A 2,475-nucleotide genomic window follows, 5' to 3' on the forward strand; every position below is an offset into this window, starting at 1 on the left:
CCATCCGGCGGATGCGCTCGGAGGTCAGCGAGCCGGAGCCGGGCCGCGTCCTCGTGGAAACCGACCTGGACGACAACGGCGCGCGGACGACTTTCCGGGTGGCGGATGAATCCGCCGAGTCGTGCCGCGTCGAGATCGCCACGCAATGGGAGGCGCGCGGTCTGCGCGGCTGGATCGAGCGGATGACGGGGCCGCCGTTGCTTCGCAAGATCTACGCCGTCGAGCTGGAGCAGCTCGCCGCCGTTGCACACTCCGAGGCGCGGCGGAATGCCTGACGAGCGGCCCGCTCCGCGTCTCGATTGTGCCGTCGGCTCGTGCTAGGGTGCGGACATGAAGACGAAGTCTGTCGTCGGACGGGTCGAATCCCGGCGCGCGGAGCGCAAGCGCTCGGCGGGCGCGGTGCGCTCATTGGCGCCGAGCCGTCCCCGCAAGCCCGTCGGGGTTACCTACCAGATTGCCCGCGAGCTGGCTTTCGGCCTGCCGGGCGTGGAAGACGGCATGTCCTACGGAACGCCATCGTTGAAGGTGCGCGGCAAGTTCATGGCGCGCCTCAAGGAGGATGGGGAGACGCTCGCGGTCAAGGTGGACTTCCCGATGCGCGAGGCACTGATGCAGGCGGACCCTGAGACTTTCTTCATCACCGATCACTACCGCGACTATCCTGCGGTCCTCGTGCGCCTGGCGAGCGTGGATCGCAAGCGCCTCCACGAGGTCCTGGAGCACGCCTGGCGCTTCGTGGCGCCCGCCGCTTTGCGCAAGGTCCCGGTGGGGAAGGGGAAAGGCGGCCGCTCTTCGCCGGCCGCGAAAAAAGGACGTGATCATTGAACCTCCCTGACAGGGGAATGTCGACGGAGTGCGGCCAATGCTTGCACGACTCATGGGATTGCGGACCATCTCTCCCGACAATCTGCACCGGCTGAACCAGAGCGACTCGGTCACCATCCTGGACGTGAATTCCCTCAGCAGCTGGATCGACGCGCGCGTCCCCGGGGCGCGGCACCTCGATCCGGCAGGCTACGAGGAAAGCGATCTGCCGGCGGACAAGGAAACGCCCCTGGTTTTCTACTGCTCCAACCCGATGTGCATGAAGGCTCCGAACGCCGCCCGCCGCGCCCGCAAGATGGGATACAACAACGTCCAGGTCATGTCCGCGGGAATCAGCGGCTGGCTGGCTGCCAACCTGCCGACCGAATCGGGCGAATAAAGGAGAGATCCATGAATTCCGTGGTCCATTTCGAGATGCCTTACGAGGATAGCGAGCGCGTGGCGCGGTTCTACCAATCGGCCTTCGGCTGGCAGACTCAGGTGCTCGGCCAGGAGATGGGAAGCTATGTCCTGGCGACGACCACCGAGACCAACGACCAGGGGCGTCCCACGAAGCCCGGAGCCATCAACGGAGGCTTCTACCCGAAGAAGAGCGATTATCCGGCGCAGGTTCCCAGCGTCGTCATCGCCGTGGAGGACATCCAGGCGGCGGCGCGCAAGGTAGCGCAGGCGGGCGGCAAGGTGCTGGGCGAGCCGATGGAAATCCCCGGAGTAGGACGCTACGTCTCCTTCACCGACACGGAAGGCAATCGCGTGAGCATGCTGCAGCCTCTTTCGCTCACGCCCGTCCCATAAGCCGCTGCTGCGCCGCATCGAGGGGCGGGCAAGTCCCGCTTACCGTTTATCCGGTACTTTCCTCTCGCTGCATTGCCGGGTAGTGAGGCCGGGGCCATGATGGAACAGCACCTGCCTAAGAAAGCGGCGGTCTGCAAGGCACCGGCGCACCGCGGCGGGCGGACGGGAAAGGAAAGAGCCATGCCCACGAACGCGAAAGTGACATCCATGAGGGCCCACCGGACGCGGAAGAACCCTGCCAAGAGCGATCCGGCGGTTTCCTACGACGACTTCAAGGAATATGAAGGGCGCAAGTACACCGGGATGAAGATCGGCCGGAGCCACAAGTGGTATTACGACGAGGGGGAATGGAAGGAAACCAAGATCACTCCGGACCTCTGGGAGATCAGCTACGCGGTCACCAAGCGCCGCGCGGGGCACGCGCCGGAAGGCTCGGGCGTGCCGGTCGGCACCGAGTACCACTGGTACATCCTGGCGCATCAGAACGTCCGCAAGCTCAACGCCAACGATTACACGACATCGCTCACCGGGCTGAAGTTCAAGATCGCCCACAAGCGGGCCAACAGCGAGAAGTGGAGCGCCACCCTTCCGACCCAGAGAAAGCGGATGGCGGCTTTCCTGCGCGACGTCATTGCGGACCTGGAGAGCGTCTCGGCGGAGGAGCCCGAAAAGCCGGTGGTGAAGCCAAAGGAAGCGAAGCCGGCACCCCGCCGGGAGAGACGGGCCGCGCCGGCAGGGCGCCGGGCGGCCGGCGGGGCACGACGCTAGGAATCTCCGGACCACGGCACAGCTGCTTTTGTCCCCGGTCTGCGCGGGGAGTAGACTGCCCTCACCCCGGGACCTGGAGAAACATGG

At 65.6% G+C, this 2,475-nt stretch carries 5 protein-coding genes; all 5 read left to right on the forward strand.

Annotated features, from left to right (window positions below; genetic code table 11):
* Positions 1 to 275 (forward strand): hypothetical protein (locus VFW45_04560; protein HEU5180037.1); only part of this gene is annotated, 275 nt, incomplete at its 5' end.
* A gap of 55 nt (positions 276 to 330) precedes the next feature.
* On the forward strand, positions 331 to 825 hold the full coding sequence (locus VFW45_04565; protein ID HEU5180038.1) for an MmcQ/YjbR family DNA-binding protein: 495 nt from the start codon (positions 331 to 333) through the stop codon (positions 823 to 825).
* 37 nt (positions 826 to 862) lie between these two features.
* Complete coding sequence (locus VFW45_04570) at positions 863 to 1,204, forward strand: rhodanese-like domain-containing protein (protein HEU5180039.1); 342 nt, start codon at positions 863 to 865, stop codon at positions 1,202 to 1,204.
* Positions 1,205 to 1,215: 11 nt separating this feature from the next.
* Positions 1,216 to 1,620, forward strand: a complete 405-nt coding sequence (locus VFW45_04575) for a VOC family protein (GenBank protein HEU5180040.1) — start codon at positions 1,216 to 1,218, stop codon at positions 1,618 to 1,620.
* 180 nt (positions 1,621 to 1,800) lie between these two features.
* On the forward strand, positions 1,801 to 2,388 hold the full coding sequence (locus VFW45_04580; GenBank protein ID HEU5180041.1) for a hypothetical protein: 588 nt from the start codon (positions 1,801 to 1,803) through the stop codon (positions 2,386 to 2,388).
* Positions 2,389 to 2,475: the final 87 nt, after the last annotated feature.

Source organism: Candidatus Polarisedimenticolia bacterium, from assembly GCA_035764505.1.
Taxonomy (GTDB): Bacteria; Acidobacteriota; Polarisedimenticolia; order Gp22-AA2; family AA152; genus AA152.

Bases quoted from the DNA above. Each gene is read 5' to 3' on its own strand.
- VFW45_04570 (HEU5180039.1), top strand. From the start codon at position 863: ATGCTTGCACGACTCATGGGATTGCGGACCATCTCTCCCGACAATCTG.
- VFW45_04565 (HEU5180038.1), top strand. From the start codon at position 331: ATGAAGACGAAGTCTGTCGTCGGACGGGTCGAATCCCGGCGCGCGGAG.
- VFW45_04580 (HEU5180041.1), top strand. From the start codon at position 1,801: ATGCCCACGAACGCGAAAGTGACATCCATGAGGGCCCACCGGACGCGG.
- VFW45_04575 (HEU5180040.1), top strand. From the start codon at position 1,216: ATGAATTCCGTGGTCCATTTCGAGATGCCTTACGAGGATAGCGAGCGC.